10 protein-coding genes are annotated in these 14,950 nt (G+C 65.0%); 6 read left to right on the forward strand and 4 right to left on the reverse strand.

The genetic code is table 11. The features are described from left to right. Positions 1-14: 14 nt before the first annotated feature. The 5 genes from FDZ84_RS12450 (at position 15) to FDZ84_RS12470 (ending at position 10,193) form a co-directional block, all read left to right on the forward strand. Positions 15-965, forward strand: a complete 951-nt coding sequence (locus tag FDZ84_RS12450; RefSeq protein WP_168586031.1) for a DUF5926 family protein — start codon at positions 15-17, stop codon at positions 963-965. 525 nt (positions 966-1,490) lie between these two features. After that, a complete protein-coding gene (locus tag FDZ84_RS12455; protein ID WP_168586032.1) occupies positions 1,491-2,069 on the forward strand; it encodes a SigE family RNA polymerase sigma factor in 579 nt (192 codons plus the stop codon). Then, the gene (locus FDZ84_RS12460) at positions 2,069-2,566 is read left to right on the forward strand and encodes a hypothetical protein (protein WP_168586033.1); all 498 of its coding nucleotides are present in this window, start codon (positions 2,069-2,071) and stop codon (positions 2,564-2,566) included. The genes FDZ84_RS12455 and FDZ84_RS12460 overlap by 1 nt, the downstream gene beginning before the upstream one ends. Before the next feature lie 179 nt (positions 2,567-2,745). Beyond that, positions 2,746-5,571, forward strand: coding sequence for an SNF2-related protein (locus FDZ84_RS12465; RefSeq protein ID WP_246868964.1), 2,826 nt, complete (start codon positions 2,746-2,748; stop codon positions 5,569-5,571). Beyond that, on the forward strand, positions 5,568-10,193 hold the full coding sequence (locus FDZ84_RS12470; RefSeq protein WP_168586034.1) for an Eco57I restriction-modification methylase domain-containing protein: 4,626 nt from the start codon (positions 5,568-5,570) through the stop codon (positions 10,191-10,193). Before FDZ84_RS12465 ends, FDZ84_RS12470 begins: the two co-directional genes overlap by 4 nt. A 56-nt stretch (positions 10,194-10,249) precedes the next feature. Here FDZ84_RS12470 and FDZ84_RS12475 read toward each other — a convergent pair whose 3' ends face one another. Both FDZ84_RS12475 and FDZ84_RS12480 read right to left on the reverse strand, forming a co-directional pair. Next, complete coding sequence (locus tag FDZ84_RS12475; RefSeq protein WP_168586035.1) at positions 10,250-10,453, reverse strand: DUF397 domain-containing protein; 204 nt, start codon at positions 10,451-10,453, stop codon at positions 10,250-10,252. A 20-nt stretch (positions 10,454-10,473) separates the two neighbouring features. Beyond that, on the reverse strand, positions 10,474-11,337 hold the full coding sequence (locus FDZ84_RS12480) for a helix-turn-helix transcriptional regulator (protein ID WP_168586036.1): 864 nt from the start codon (positions 11,335-11,337) through the stop codon (positions 10,474-10,476). A 189-nt stretch (positions 11,338-11,526) separates the two neighbouring features. Between FDZ84_RS12480 and FDZ84_RS12485 the strand changes: the two genes are divergently transcribed. After that, positions 11,527-11,769, forward strand: a complete 243-nt coding sequence (locus tag FDZ84_RS12485; protein WP_168586037.1) for a zinc finger protein — start codon at positions 11,527-11,529, stop codon at positions 11,767-11,769. A 261-nt stretch (positions 11,770-12,030) separates the two neighbouring features. Here the strand turns inward: FDZ84_RS12485 and FDZ84_RS12490 are convergent, their stop codons facing one another. Both FDZ84_RS12490 and FDZ84_RS12495 read right to left on the reverse strand, forming a co-directional pair. After that, positions 12,031-12,399 (reverse strand): hypothetical protein, encoded by a 369-nt coding sequence (locus tag FDZ84_RS12490; RefSeq protein ID WP_168586038.1) that lies wholly within the window; start codon positions 12,397-12,399, stop codon positions 12,031-12,033. Next, positions 12,389-14,836 carry a hypothetical protein gene (locus tag FDZ84_RS12495; RefSeq protein WP_168586039.1) on the reverse strand — a complete coding sequence of 816 codons (2,448 nt, stop codon included), beginning with the start codon at positions 14,834-14,836 and terminating at the stop codon, positions 12,389-12,391. Before FDZ84_RS12495 ends, FDZ84_RS12490 begins: the two co-directional genes overlap by 11 nt. Between the last annotated feature and the right edge of the window lie 114 nt (positions 14,837-14,950).

A 14,950-nucleotide genomic window follows, 5' to 3' on the forward strand; every position in this document is an offset into this window, starting at 1 on the left:
CGAGGGGATTTGCAGTGTCGAAGCGAACCGCACCCAAGCCTCAGGCGGACACCGGGATCAAGCCGCGCCAGCCCTGCCCGTGCGGTTCCGGGAAGCGCTACAAGGCTTGCCACGGTGCCGCCGGTGGTGCCACCGACGTGATCGTGACCAGGCCTTTCGAGGGGCTGGCCGCCGAGTGCGAGCTGGTGGCGCTGCGCGAGTTCGTGCCGTCGGCGACGGCGAAGCTGCCGCTGCGCGGCGAAGGCGAAGTTACCCTCGCGACCGTGCTCCCGATGGCCGCCGCGGCGCTGCGGCGCAACGACGACAAGGCCTTCATCGGGCTCCAGGTGCAGACCCATTCCGGTGATATCAGCCGGGATCTTGCGCGCGCCGTCGAGTGGGTGCAGGCCGCCGAGCTGGGCGAATCGCTGTCGGTGGTGGGTCCGGAGACGGCCGAGGTCGGCACCGTCCCCAACCGTCTGCAGGACCTGCTCGACCCGGCCGCGCCGCTGGACGTCGAGCTGCACAAGGACTTCGCCTGGTGGCTGCCCGACGACGTGGAGCCGACCGGCGAGGTCGCGCTGTCCCTGGAGCGGGCGAACGCCGCGATCATGCCCACCGAGCGGCTGACCGCCGAAGGCGTGGAATCCGCGTACTGGGTGGACGCGGGCGAGAAGGCGCACCTGCGGTGGGTGCGGCCGGAGCCGGAGGAGCAGCTGCTGGCGGCGCTCGCGCGGTTGTCCGCCCGGGGCCAGCTGACGCTGGGCGAGGACAGCAAGTTCGCCGGATCCTTCCGCGCGCACGGCCTGCTGGTGCCGGTGTGGGACCTCGATCGAGAGAAGCACGCGCGCGAGTGGGACGAGCCCGCTGCGGAGCTCGGGCGCCGACTGGCGGAGGCCCTCGGCTCGCTGGACTCGGAGCCGCTGGACGCGGCGGAGCGGCGCGCCCGCGACGGCCTCCGCGGCCGCCAGGTCACCATCCGCTGACCCGTGAACCGCAATTTCAATGGAAATCGGACCTCTGATTTCCATTGAAATTGCGGAAGTTATCCACAGCCATCGGCGTGTCGGGGTCCGACACGCCGATGTTCCGTGATTTCCATTGAAATTGCGGCCAGGTCCACCCGACATCCGATCCGACATCCGACCGGACCGACATCCGACCGGACCGACATCCGACCGGACCGACATCCGATCCGACATCCGATCCGACATCCGATCCGACATCCGATCCGACATCCGACCGGACATCCGACCGGGGGTGTCCATAGTGGGCTTGGTGTTGGGTTCGGAGCCGTCGGCGAGGCAAGGTGCCGCCTCGTTGACGACCAGCTCGTGGTGGCGAGCCGGTTTGCTCCAGGGAACGGCGCGCGTCGCCGGGCACGGCATCCAACACCTCGCGAAACCCGTCCTCGTTGCGCCGATCGAGTGATCAAGGGCGCGTCCGGCAACCCATCGGCGCGTTGCGGCGTGTCCCTCCACGGCGATACCTGACGTTGAGGGGGTGGAGGGGTGACCGCGCACCTGCCCGCCGTGCCGACCGCCGCCGAGGCGTCCGGTGTCTACCGCGGGCAGGCGCGTCGGGGGGACATGGCGGCAACAGAAGATGACTTCGCGGAGTTCGTCCGGGTGGCGCTACCCGGGCTGATCCGCTACGGCCATGCCCTGACCGGCAATCCGCACGACGCCGCCGACCTGGTGCAGATCGTGCTGGAGAAGGTCGGCGCCCGCTGGGCGAAGATCAGCCGGCACTGCGCGGACCCCAGCGCCTACGTGCGCAAGGCGATGGCGAACACGCACGTCAGCCGCTGGCGGCGGACGCGCCGCGAAACGCTGCTCGCCGACTTCCCGGACGTTCCCGCCGCCATTCAGCAGGATCGCCTGGAGCACGAGCCGGTGTGGGTCGCGCTGCGATCGCTGCCGCCGAGGCAACGCACGGTGGTCGTGCTTCGTTACTACGAGGGGCTTTCCGAGCTGGAGATCGCCGAGACGCTCGGCGTCAGCCGCGGAACGGTGAAGAGCCAGGCCAGCAAGGCGCTGGCGACGCTGCGCAAGCGGCTCGGGCCGTTGGTGGAAGGAGGTGACGTGTGATGGATCTGGAGGATGAGCTGCAACGGGTCTTCCAGGATGACCAGCTGGACATCCCGGTGCGGACCGGGGCGGAGTGGTCGCTGGTGGCCGCCGCGCGTCGCCGCCGGCAGCGCAACGGAATGCTGGCCGCGACGGGTAGCGGACTCGGCGCGGTGCTGCTGGTCGGGGGCGGGATCGCGCTGGTCAGCCACCAGTCAGACGATCCGCTCCAACCCGCCGTGCCGCCCGTGGTGCAGTCGGAGCCGAACCCGGGCTCGACCACGTCGCAGGAGCCGTCGCAGCAGCCACCGGTCCCGCCACCGGTGCAGCAGCCGCCGGGCCAGCTGCCGGCATACCCGAGCCCGACGGGCACGCCGGTCCGGAAGCCGCCGCCACCGGAGGTCCTGCTGACGATCACTTCCGAGCCGGACCCGACGACCTCCGAGCCGTCGGTCACCAGCTCCCCGAGCCAAACGTCGTCGCAACACCCGGCGACCGAACCCAACGCCCCCGGGTAGTGATGATCTCGGTGCGGTCTTGCATGAACCTCTGCCCTGGGTGAGCCGACGTTTCCGAAACGGCCCGTGTGACGAGCCCCTTCCGGCACGATGCACTATGTGATCGGCTGGATACCACGAAGGTTAGGGGGCACGGGTTGGCCGACGAACAGGTGGATGGCTTTGCGCCGGGAACGATCGTGGAAGTCCGTGACGAGGCGTGGATTGTCCGGTCGGCGCAACGTTTGAAGAACAACGCGTGGGCGGTGTCCTGCACTGGCGTGTCGGAGCTGGTGCGAGACACCGACGCGACGTTCCTGACTGACTTGGACGAACTCCGCCCGCTGGTCCCGGAGAAAGCCGAAGTGGTTCCGGATGACTCCCCGCAATTTCGTCGCACGAGGCTGTGGCTGGAAGCGGTGCTGCGAAAGACGGCCGTGCCGTTGCACGATGAGCGTTTGATCGTTTCCCATCGGATGTTGCTGGATGAGCTCGGCTACCAGCGCCGTGCCGTAGCCCAGGCATTGTCCCGCACGAACCTGCGAACCCGGATCTTGATCGCGGACGCCGTCGGTCTCGGGAAGACGCTGGAAATCGGAATGTTGTTGGCCGAGCTCGCGCGGCGAGGCCGCGCCGAGCGGATTCTGGTCGTGACGCCGCGCCATGTCCTGGAGCAGATGCAGCACGAGCTGTGGACCAGGTTCGCCATCCCATTGGTGCGGCTGGATTCCGATGGCATCAAACGCGTCCGGCAGGAGCTACCTGCCAGCCGCAACCCCTTCACCTACTACCGCAAGATGATCGTCTCGGTCGACACCCTGAAATCCGGTCAGTATCGGGCACACCTGGAAAAGCATCATTGGGATGCGGTGGTGATCGACGAATCGCACAACCTGACCAACACCGGCACCCTGAACAACGAGCTGGCGCGCGTGCTGGCCCCGCGGACCGATGCGCTGGTGCTCGCCTCGGCCACACCGCATAACGGCAAGCCGGAATCGTTCGCTGAGCTGGTGAGCTTGTTGGATGTTACCGCGATCAGTGACCGGAGCGACTATCAGGTCGACGACATCGCTCACCTTTTCGTGCGGCGGCACCGGCATTCCGCTGATGTGGCCAACGAGGTCGGCAAGGACTGGGCGGAGCGTCCGGAACCGAAGGTGCTGGCGATTCCGGCCAGCCCCGCGGAAGAGAAGATCATCAACGAGCTGGCGGACACCTGGCTCTATCCCGAGCCGGGGCGTTCGCCTCTGGAGGGAAGCAACAACGCGTTGTTCCCCTGGACCTTGGCGAAAGCCGCGCTCTCGTCGACCGCAGCGTTGCGTGAGACGATCGCGAATCGCAAGCAGAGTAAAAAACGAACCGAAGCCGAATTGTCCGCGCTGGACACTTTGGATGAGCTCGCGACCGAGGCGCAGGCGGCGGGTGAGTCGAAACTTGCCGAACTGGTCGACTATCTCCGCAATATCGGTATCGGCCCGAAGTCGGAAACCAGGGTTGTGCTGTTCAGCGAGCGGTTGGCGACCTTGCGCTGGCTGCAGCAAGAACTTCCGAAAGCCCTGCGCATGTCGGCCGATGCCTTCGACATGTTGCACGGCGGTTTGCCGGATGACAAGCAGCAATGGGTTGTGGAGCAGTTCAAGCTCGCGGATTCTCCGGTGCGGGTCTTGGTTGCAGGTGATGTCGCTAGCGAGGGCGTCAACCTGCACGCCCACTGCCACAACCTTGTACACGTCGACATTCCGTGGAGCCTCATCCGCATCGAGCAGCGCAACGGCCGGATCGACCGGTACGGCCAGAAGCACCCGCCGCAGATCACCGCACTAGCCTTGACTTCGGCCAACGACCGTTTCACCGGTGATGTGCGCGTGTTGACCAAGCTGCTGGACAAGGAGCATGCCGCGCACCAGGCGCTGGGCGATGCCGCCACTTTGCTGAACCTGCACAGCGTCACCAAGGAGGAGCAGGCGGTAGCGGAGGTCTTGGCGAAGGGGCGCGACATCGATGAGGTGGTGCCGGAGCTCTCCGACGACGTCGGCGAATGGGACTTCTTTCACCAGCTGATGGCGCAGGGCGATCAGCAAGCCCCGGACGACGTGGAGGTCGACGAGGGGCACAACCTGTTCCGCACCGATCTCGACTTCCTCCGGGACGCGCTCAGGGAGGTGTATCCCAACCCGGCCGAGTCGGTCGGCAGGGGCGGCGTGGCTTGGGAGGAGGCCGAGGACGGCAGCTGGGTTCGGCTGACCCCACCGCCGGACCTGAAGCGCCGGTTCCGGGCGTTGCCGCAGTCGTATCGGAGCGAACGCAAGGTGCTTGAGCGCTTGGTGCTGGCGGCCGACAGGCAGCGGGCCGAGGTTTCGCTGAAGCGGGCTAGGGATCACAAGGAGTCCGGCACGCTGTGGCCGGAGGAGCATTTTCTCGGCCCGCTGCATCCGGTGCTGGATTGGGCGTGTGACCGGGCGCTCGCTCGTTTCGAGCGCAACCAGGTGCCGCTGGTCGTCGGGGATGTCGAGCTGCCGACGGTTCTCGTGCAGGGTACGTTGACCAATGCCCGCGGCCAGATGGTGAGCTGCACGAACTGGGCGTTCGGGTTCGTCGATGACGATCCGCGATCCGGCCCGATCGGCAGTTCGGATGCGCTGGAGATCCTGGAAGATGCCGGTATCCGGGACGGCGGAATCAATGCTGGCTACGACCTCGACCCGAGCGACTGGCAGTGGTTGGTGCCCAAAGGCGTCGAGGCGATGCGCGCCCACCTGAAACGGATTCTGGCGGAGCAGGGCAAGCAACTGGCCGCTCCGGTGTGGGAGGCCGAGGCGCGTCTGGAGCGCTGGGAGGCCGACAGCAGGCGGATCGCCGAGGGGCGGGACGCCGGGCCGCGGACGCGGATGGTGAATCAGATAGATGCGATCGTGCAGGGCGCAAAGAAGTCGTTGGAGTCGCTGCACGCTGTGGGCAAACCGGGGGTGCGCGTGCTTGCGGTCATCGCTCCCCGGCAGGACGTGCAGGAGGGGGTTCGGTGAGTGCGTTCGATTCGGTGGTGGTGACTGGGGATTTCGTCTCCGAGCACTACCTGTCGGAGCAGTTCCCGACGCGGGTCAAGGCGTTGCGCAAGGACTGGGCGGAACGCGAGGAAGTCAAGGTCGCAACGCCCCGCAGCGGTCTGACCGGATTCGCCGGGACTGCCGCGAGGCTGTTGGCGTCCGCCCGGGACCGGGCTGACCAGGACGTCTTGCGCGAGTTCTACCGGCAGACCAGGCGGGCGTTGTTGCTGGATGCGCCGGTGGGTCAGATCAAGGTGGTCCGGCTCGGGGCGGGAGTCGAGGTCGATGGGGTCGCGCATCGCACCGCGTCGGGCCTGCACCTGGTGATCTTGCAGGCGATGGATGCGCGCACCGTGGAGGACATCCTCGACTGGAACGCGGAGACGGAAGAGGGCCTGGGACGATTGCTGGCCCCGGCGACCATCGACGGTAAGCCGGAGCCGGGTCTCGGCAAGGTGATTTCCGCGCTGTTCCTGGCGGAGGAGCCGCCGCGGCTGGTGTTGGTGCAGGCCGGCGGCTGGATGTTGCTGACCGACCGGGAGCGCTGGCCGGAGGGGCGTTGGCTGGCGGTGGATCTGGCCACGGCGGCCGAACGCAAGGACATCCGGTCGGCTGGCGAGCTGGAGACGATCGCCGCGCTGGTCGGCTCGGACGGCTTGCTTCCGCGCGAGGACGGTTCTTGCGGCCTGGACGCGATGCTGGAGGAGTCGGTCAAGCACGCCGTCGGGGTGTCGAAAGACCTGCGCGAGGGCGTGCGCGAGTCGGTCGAGCTGGTGGCCAACGAGATCGTGGCGCGTCGCCGCCGCGCCAGGCTGCAGGTCGACGGCCTCAAAGTTCTGCCGCTGATGCTGCAGAAGCAGGCGTTGCGGTTTTTGTACCGCATCCTGTTCCTGCTGTATGCGGAGGCGCGGCCGGAGTTGGAGATCGTGCCTGCGAAGGCACCGGAGTATGCCGAGGGCTACGGCCTGGACCGGCTGCGTGATCTGGCTTTGGTTGAGCTGACCGAGCGGCGTTCGCTGGACGGCACCCACTTCTACGAGTCGCTGCACAAGCTGTTCCATCTGGTTGACCAGGGGCACGAAGCCGAGGACGACGGGTTGCCGTTCGAGGCCCTGCGTGCGGCCTTGTTCGCCGAAGGCGCCATTTCGCTGATCGACGATCCATCCAATGTGGACGAAAACTGGGATCCCGAGCGCGGTGCGCTGCGGGTCCGTGGTGTCGGGTTGGGCAACCAGTGCTTGCAGACGGTGTTGCGGAAGTTGTTGTTGTCCAAGCCGACGAAGGGCCGCGACGCTGGGTTTGTCTCGTACGCGCAGTTGGGCATCAACCAGCTCGGTGCAGTGTACGAGGGTCTGATGTCCTATTCCGGTTTCCTGGCGGAGGAGGACCTCTACGAGGTCGCCAAGGGCGGTGACCCGAGCAAGGGCACCTGGGTGGTGAACGCCAAGCAGGCGCAGGAGCTCCCGGACGAGGTGTTCGTCAGGGACGAAGATCCGGAGACGGGTGAGCCGCGCCGGCGGCTGCACCGCAAGGGCACGTTCGTGTACCGGTTGTCTGGGCGGGAACGACAGCGCAGCGCCTCGTACTACACGCCGGAGGTGCTGACCCGCTGCGTGGTGAAGCATTCGCTGGCCGAGCTGCTGGATCAGGGTGGCGAACGCACTCCGGCCGGGCGGATTCTGGAGTACACGGTGTGCGAGCCCGCGCTGGGCTCGGGGGCGTTCCTGATCGAGGCGGTGAACCAGCTCGCCGAGGAGTACCTCAAGCGTCGGCAGGAGGAGCTCGGCGAGGTGATCCCGCCGGAGCGGTATGCGCTTGAACTGCAGCGCGTCAAGGCGTATTTGAGCCTGCACCAGTGCTACGGCGTGGACCTCAACGGCACCGCGGTCGAGCTGGCGGAGGTGTCGTTGTGGCTCAACGCCATGCACGCCGGGTTGCAGGCACCGTGGTTCGGTCTGCACCTGCGGCGGGGCAACTCGCTGATCGGCGGGCGGCGCGCGGTGTACGACGTGCCGCCGAAGAAGGCGTTCAAGTGGCTGGACGTGGTGCCGAAGGACCTGCCGATCAACGGTGACGTGCCGTTGGGCGCGCTCGGCACCGGCAAGGTGCACCACTTCCTGCTCCCGGCCAAGGGTTGGGGCGCGGTCGCCGAGACCAAGGAAGCCAAGGAGCTGGTGCCGGAAGAGGTGGCGAAGCTCAAGAAGTGGCGTACCGCGGTCCGTAAGGCACCGAACGCGAAGCAGCGCGAGCGGTTGCACGCGCTGGCTCGGCGGGTGGAGTCGCTGTGGTCGCTGGCCGCGCAGCGGCTGGAGATCGCCGAGGAGAAGATCAGCCGCGAGGCGGACGTGTGGGGTGCGCCGGAGATCACGCGACGGTCGAACGGAGTGACCCGCGAGCAGGTCGAGGAGTTCCTGGCGGACGAGAACAACTCCTACCGCCGCCTGCGCCGAGCCATGGACGCATGGTGCGCGCTGTGGTTCTGGCCGACGACCGCCGACTGCGAACCCCCGGACTGGGACGACTGGCTCGACGGCCTGGAAGCCCTGTTGGGCCGCCATATCGTGAAGCAGACGCGCGCGGAACGGCAAGGCGAATTCGAGAGCCTGTTCGTGTACTCGGACTGGGAGAGTCTCGATGACGCGGAGGATGCGGAACGCCTCTGGTACAACATGCGCGACGTCCACGAAACCGTTGTCCGGCAACCTTGGCTCGAAGAATGCCAACGCATCGCGGACAAGGAAGGCTTCTTCCACTGGGAACTCGACTTCGCCCCAATCTTCGCGGCAGGTGGCTTCGATCTCCAGGCGGGGAATCCGCCCTGGGTGCGGCCAGACTGGGAAGATGACACGGTACTGGCGGAGAAAGATCCATGGTTCACGTTCAACGAGAAAGCCGATATTACGGTTAAGGCTGAGCGTCGAGAAAGTGTCCTAATGCAGGGATATACTGACGAGTACCTTAATGAGAGGGCATTTAACGCTGGCGTAATCGAACACCTTGGCAGTGATACAGATCGACCAATGCTCGCTGGTCTCCGTCCGGATCTATACCGATGCTTCATGGAGCGCACCTGGCGTTCGATGAGATCGACCGGAGTTGTTGGTCTTATTCATCCGGAGAGTCATTTCACTGAAGCTAGGGCCGGGCGACTAAGGAGGGAAACTTATCGAAGGCTGCGTAGGCACTGGCAATTTCAGAACGCACTAAAACTGTTTGAAGAGGTAACGGACAAGTCCTTCTTTGGTGTTCACGTATATGGCCATGGTGGTCAGCTGAAATTCTTGAATGCGTCGTCAATATACAGGCCCGATGTTATTAGTCGATCTATAGATCACGACGGTTCCGGTGGAGAGCCTGGACTAAAGGACGACGATGGTGAATGGGATGTTCGCCCGCACCGAAGCCGGATCGTGGAGGTGGATCGAGAAGTTCTTGCAGGCTGGGCGGCGCTTCTGGATGAGCCGGGAACTCCAGTGGACGAAGCTCGGATGGCGCGCCCGGTCAACACGGCAAGTCAAGCTGTTTTGGATAAGCTTGCGGTATCGTCGCGAATTGGAGAAATTGACTTCTATTGGACAGCTGGATTTAATGAAACGACACATCGTAAATCTGGCTATTTTGTGCAGCGATCTGATGTTGTTGAAAATCTGGATGATGTGATCCTTCAGGGGCCACACTTCGCTGTTGCTACGCCATTGGCAAAGCAGCCGAGGCCGTCGATGCGTAGTGCCGGTGACTATGATGATTGGAATCTTGAGGAGGCCCGCGAATGGGTCATTCCGCGTACCAATTATCAGCGTGCGAAGCGGCGCGAGGAATACTTCTTGGGGTATCCACACTGGGATGGAAGGCCGTCGAATGAGTTTTGGCGACTTGCATGGCGCCGCATGGTGGATTCGTCGACTGTTCGCACGCTTAATGCGTCGTTGATTCCGCCTGGACCTGCGCACATTAATGGCGTGTTTGCTCTTACATTGAGTGATTTCGCGGACATGGCGGTGGCGGCGGGAATGTGGGCGTCTATTCCTGTGGACTTTCTGTTGAAGATTTCAGGAAAAACCAATGTATTTACTGACGTGACGTCAAGGTTTCCCCACGTTCGAAACCACGCGCTCGAACCCGAACTCATCCTGCGTGCTCTCCGCCTGAACTGCTTAACCCGGCACTATGAGCCGTTTTGGCAGGAACTCTTCGACGAGCGGTGGCAGGAGGACTCCTGGACTCACGATCGCAGCGACCGGCCGGCGCTGGGGGACGTGAAGAGGGAGTGGGAGATGGGGACTCCGCTTCGGGTGGATTTTGATCGGCGGCAGGCGTTGGTGGAGATCGATGCCTTGGCTGCGATCATGTTGGACATCACCGCCGAGGAGTTGTGCACGATCTACCGGACCCAGTTCGGGGTGCTGCGCAAGTACGAGCGGGAGATGCGGTTCGACGCCAACGGCCGCCAGGTCCCCAAGGATGTCCTCAAGGAGTACGCCAAGCACGGCGACAAGGCTGACCTCGGCCGCTACGTCCTCCCCTTTACCGGTGTCGACCGGGCGGAGGACATGACCCGCGCCCACGACGCCTTCGCCGAACGCCTCCGCACCCGGACGTGAGCAGGTGGTCGTGAGTGTGAAACCGTGCTCCAGCCCGGTTTCACACTCACGACCCCTTAGCGCTGCTTCAGGCGTGCGGTGAACGATGTCCACTTCTCGGAGGTGAACACGAGCATGCCGCCGTCGCGGTCCTTGGTGTCTCGCACGCCGACCGTTCGCGTCAGCACCGCGACCTCGACGCAGTGGGCGTTGTTCGCACTACGGCTCGACTTCCGCCAGTTAGCGGTTCGATTCAGTCCGGGCGCTTGGGTATTGCTCATGCCACAACTGTAGTCCGGATTTACAGCTTGCTGGAAGCCTTTCTGATCAGCTCAAACGACTCTTCCCGGCTGAGTGAGACCGACGTCGCGCCAGCAAGCGCGATGGAGTATTCGCGGATCGTTACGGCGTCGGAGGTGAGCACCGTGGAAGTGATCGATTCTTGCCAGAGCACGCTCGGTAGTTCCTCGCCGGGAAACCCCAACAGTAGGAAGTCCGAGCCGCCCAGGGCATCGTGCGCGGCAGCTTTGAACGGGACGATCCGCACCTCGATCGTCTCGGGGCGTTCGTCGATAAGCGTCGCCAAGTGCTCAAGTTGTCCTTTTAGGACACACTTTCCACCGATCTGCTGCCTGATCACTGCCTCGCTCATGATCGAGCAGAACTGCACCGGATCGTCATCTGTCAGACGGCGCTGCCGGAACAGGCGGCAGCGCAGCCGCCTGTCTGTCTCGGCAAGGCGAAGGTTGGGGCTGCCGGACTCGATGATTGCCCGCGCGTAATCGTCTGTCTGGAGCATGCCCGCAACGATGTTGCACGCGTAGGAATGGATGCGCTCCGCGCCGTGTTCCAGCCCGAAGAAGCGGATCAAGTCCGGGTTGGTGAACAGCGTCGAGTACTTGGTCCACCAGCCTCGTTCGGTTGCTTGCTCACGGAACCCGCGCAGTTCCTCGGCTTCGCCGTCTTCGAACCCGTACACGTTGATCAGTGCATCGAGCCGGTCCGTGGACAGGTTCTTCTTGCCGTGCTCCACTTCGGACAGGTATGCACCGGCGATACCGATCTTCTTCGCGGCCTCGCCGCCGGTGAGGCCGACATCCTCCCGCTTTTCGCGTAGCCGCAGGCCAAGTGCCCAATTGGCGACGGTTGATGAGCTTGGCGCCACGTCTGGCCTCCCATGTGTCGATCACTCGTCAGCATGATTGAGCTAGATAAATATCCCAGGAGTCTCTAGCGTTGCTGCTGTCGGTGACGTTATCAGCACAGTGTGTCACCGCGTGGCGGTGGCTCCGGTGCTTCCCCTCCCCCCGACCCGCCGGGGCCACCGCTTTCTCATCGGCAGCAAGGAGAAGCGATGCACGACATGTTCCAGCCAGCGGGTTTGATCGCTTACTGGCGGCCGGTTTCGGGTGTGCGGCACGGGTTGCTGCCCGTCGAACCCCCGTATCCCGGGCAGGAGCGGGAAACCCTGTGCGGGGCGACGGTGACCATCGTCAAGACGACCGCGATCGACTGGCTCTCCCCGACCTGCACGGCCTGTTGGGACGAGGCGCGGGCTCGCCGCGATGCGGCGGCACGAGAGGCGGGTGCGCAGTGATGACAACCGTTCTTGCCGTGGCGTACGAGCCGGGCAACCTGTTGGGTTTTCTGGGCGTCGTTGCAGCGGTATTCGTAGTGGCCGCACTACTGCCTTTTGCGCAGTGGAAATGGCCAGCATGCCCACTTCGGTCCCGGGGCGGTGATGGTGTGGCAACTCGTCGATGCGATCTCGGTCGCAACCCCGCATCCCGAGCCGCCTGCCCGCCAACCGCCGGAACCAATCGAGTGGCCGACCGAGGAATACGTCGGCCGCCACCGGCTAATTTCGAGCCCAGACCGCCAGTTGTTCGAGTTCTTCGACGGTGCTGCGCCAGCTTTCGAGCTCGGACTCGGTAGGGACCGCAGCTCGCCGGGCATGTAGGTAGTCGCTGGCGGCTTGGTAGAGGCGCCGGGCGCGGCGAACCGTAATGAGTGCTGTGGCCTGGTGCTCTGCTGGCGCGGCTGCGGCAAGAGCCCAAAGGCGTGCCTGGATATTGCTGGTGCCGGGCTTCGTCCGGCCCGGCACATCCTTGGTCGCGGCTTCGAGCCGGATGCGCAGCAGCAGGGCAAGAGCGTGTTTGGTCAGGATCGGATTCAGCGAACTCGACGAAAGGTCCGCCCACATGGCTGCGAAGGTCTCATTGCTCATCGCGGACCATCTCGACGAGGTCGGCGCAGAACTGCTCGAAGTAGTCGATGTCGCGACGCACGTCGTGAACCGAAATTTCTTGCAGCTTCTCGATATCCCCGTGCCCGGCAGCGTTGAGATTCCTTAGCTTGTCGCCGTCCAGCAGATCCTGGATCAGCGTGCTGCCAGGGTGGTCCTGGCCGATCAACTGCTGCAACTTGGTCAGCGCGGAGCGGGTACGGCCGGAACGATCGATCGTCTCAAGGAGCAGGTGGGGGCCGGGGTGCCGTCGGGCCCACTCGCGCGCCACACCGCGGGCCACTGCGTCCAGCGCCTGACGGCAGAAACCAAGCGACAACGTTTTCACCGTCAGCTCCGTGAGCACCTGCCCGTGCTTCGTGAGCTCCTTGGCGTCCGCGAGAAGCCCTTGCCACGGGTACGTCACGTCATTGAGCACATGCTCGCCGTCGTCATCGCGTGCGAGCGCCATATTTGTGGCTGTCGGGATTGTGTCCTTCAGCTCACTGATCAACCGCTCGCTGTGTGTGAAGACCACGACCTGGCGATCCTGCTCGGCCAGTTTTGCCAGGTGGCGGCACAGGGCCTGGATCCTGGTCTCGTCCAGTGCGTGCACCGGGTCATCCAGAACGAGGAAACGAAACGGGCCGGCGGCGTTGCTGCCCAAGAGCACCGACAGCATCAGCGCGTTGAACTGCCCAGCCGACAGCGCCCCAGCCGAGACCACCAGATCGCCGAACCGGAGGCACAACTCGGCCCGCTCCGGATCGCCCAGCGCGCCCGTGATCGACATCTGGAGGCCGGTGAAGCCGGTGCCGTCCAGGAAATCTCGCAGCACGGCCTCGATGTCTGCCTCCAACGAACGCACCCGGTCATCCCGAACCAGCTCATAGACGGCGGTCAACCGGTCCAACGCCGTCCGCCAGGTCTCGGTGCTGTTCGCGACATCGCCCTGGTCGGAGTGGAAGTCCGCCAGCTGCTGGCAGATCCGGGCCCGGCTCCGATGCCAGTACTGCGGCACGTCCGCGGTACTGATCAGCGCATCGAGCACCTGCAGCACGCGGGCCTCGAAAGAATCATCGGCAAGTAGCTTGAGCAGCAGCGGCCAGGCCTCGTCCAGCTCGCCGCGCATCTCGTGCCGCCCTCGCAGCGGGCGCACGAGATGTGCCAGCTCCCTCGCCGTCGAGCCGACCCCAGGGAGCCGTTCCGCCGCCTCCAAGGCCAGCCGCACCTCCCCGCCGAGAAGCCGAGCAAGTTCGGTCATCAGGTGCTTGACCAGGGCGAACTCTTCGTCGATTGCCTGCAAGTCCCGGGGCGTTCGGGGGGAGATCCCCGACCAGTCGGCCGCCGTGGCGCACACCGGGCACAAGGCCTGCTCGCCCCCGGTGGTGGCCAGCAGCTGACGGATCGCGGCGATGGCTTCCCCGGGCGTTTCGCCGAGCGGCGCGGCGGTTCGCACCCGGCGATAGCCGGCCAGGGCATCGGCGGTATCGGCGAACGCCTCGGTAAGCCTGATCCGGAGGTCGGGGCGCATCGGGGCGGGCAGTTCGACGACGTTCGCGGCGCCGAAGACCCGCGTGAACCAGTTCCCGACGTCCGCGCCCAAATCCGGCAGTGCTACCGGCTCGGGCGGTTCCACGAGCGGATGCTGCTCGGTCAGTTCGGCATCGAGCGCAGTGAGTTCGGCGGCGACGTTGCGGCGTAGTTCCGCCCACTGCTCCGCGGCGCGCACCGCGACTTCCAACCGCCTGGAGATGTACGCGTGCAAGCTCGACCAGTTGGGCCCCAACGCGAGTGCTTCGGTGCAGAACCGGCTCAGCCTCGCTGCGTCGCGCAGGTGGTGGTTCAGTTCGTCGTAGCTGATCACGGGACGGTGCGCGGCGACCGTCTCAGCCCAGCGCGAACCGAGGACATGCCGCTCGGCCTCGGCTGTTCCCGGCATGCTCCAGCTGGCGGTACATCGCTCCGCCAGCTGCGCATCAGCGGTCGGGGCAGGCCCGAGTCGCCAGTTGAGCTTCAACTGATGCGCCTTGTCGCCGAGCAGTTCCACGTCCACCGCGGCGCTGGTGACATCGTGATTCAGCGGCTCCTGCCTGCGGAGATCGTCGTGCACGAATGCCGGGCAGTGCCGGATACCGCCATGCAATGTCACTCGAAGCCCATCGGAAAGGCTTGATTTGCCCGCGCCGTTCTCGGCATGCACCAGAACGACATTGCCTGGTCCCGGGATGCGCCAGACGAACGGCTTGGCCACGCCGCGGAACCCGGTTATGCGAAGCGTGCGCAGCTGCCACCGATCCAGCACGAGGGCATCGTTGATCTCGCTGTCACCCAGCTCCTGGCGGTTCCGGCATTGCTGGACGGCCGCCCGTAGTGCCTCGCCAACGCGGTCCACCTGCCCAGCGGAAAACAGCAGGTGACCGATCCTGGTGAAACTCATGGCATGCCGCAAAACCGAACCTTCCCCCATTACTCTTGATCGCCAGTAGAGTACGGAGAGAGACGACAGCACACTAACGAGTCGCCAAGATCCGCTCGATCGTACGAGGGCGAT

Source organism: Saccharopolyspora sp. ASAGF58 (genome assembly GCF_012277335.1).
Taxonomy (GTDB): Bacteria; Actinomycetota; Actinomycetes; order Mycobacteriales; family Pseudonocardiaceae; genus Saccharopolyspora; species Saccharopolyspora hattusasensis.

Excerpts from the sequence above, each read along its gene's own strand:
- FDZ84_RS12485 (WP_168586037.1), top strand. The coding sequence starts at position 11,527 with ATGCACGACATGTTCCAGCCAGCGGGTTTGATCGCTTACTGGCGGCCG.
- FDZ84_RS12490 (WP_168586038.1), bottom strand. The coding sequence starts at position 12,399 with ATGAGCAATGAGACCTTCGCAGCCATGTGGGCGGACCTTTCGTCGAGT.
- FDZ84_RS12460 (WP_168586033.1), top strand. The coding sequence starts at position 2,069 with ATGGATCTGGAGGATGAGCTGCAACGGGTCTTCCAGGATGACCAGCTG.
- FDZ84_RS12495 (WP_168586039.1), bottom strand. The coding sequence starts at position 14,836 with ATGAGTTTCACCAGGATCGGTCACCTGCTGTTTTCCGCTGGGCAGGTG.
- FDZ84_RS12475 (WP_168586035.1), bottom strand. The coding sequence starts at position 10,453 with ATGAGCAATACCCAAGCGCCCGGACTGAATCGAACCGCTAACTGGCGG.